We start from the raw sequence: 240 nt of genomic DNA, 5'->3' as shown, positions 1-240 counted from the left end.
TTTGTCATGTTCCCGATCTCCCAGCGAGGCCGTTGTCCATGCGCATTCCCACCCGCACCCTCTGCCTGGCCGCCGTGCTGCTGCCGGGCGCCGTCGTGGCCCAGACCCGCGACGCGTCCCAGGACGCGGAGATCCAGCGGCTGCGCCAGACCGTGGACATGCTCACCGCACGCATCCAGGCACTCGCATCCGGGCAGGCCACTGCGTCGCAGGCGGCGCCCGCCACGGCCACGCCCACCG

At 72.5% G+C, this 240-nt stretch carries 1 protein-coding gene; it reads left to right on the top strand.

The genetic code is table 11. The annotated features are described in order from the left end of the window. Window positions 1-38 precede the first annotated feature (38 nt). The coding region (locus ACQG3P_RS22645; RefSeq protein ID WP_426806307.1) for a hypothetical protein at window positions 39-240 on the top strand (202 nt) is incomplete at its 3' end.

The organism is Stenotrophomonas sp. SrG, from assembly GCF_050031795.1.
Classification (GTDB): Bacteria; Pseudomonadota; Gammaproteobacteria; order Xanthomonadales; family Xanthomonadaceae; genus Stenotrophomonas; species Stenotrophomonas rhizophila_A.
This window is presented reverse-complemented; position numbering and strand designations above follow the sequence as displayed.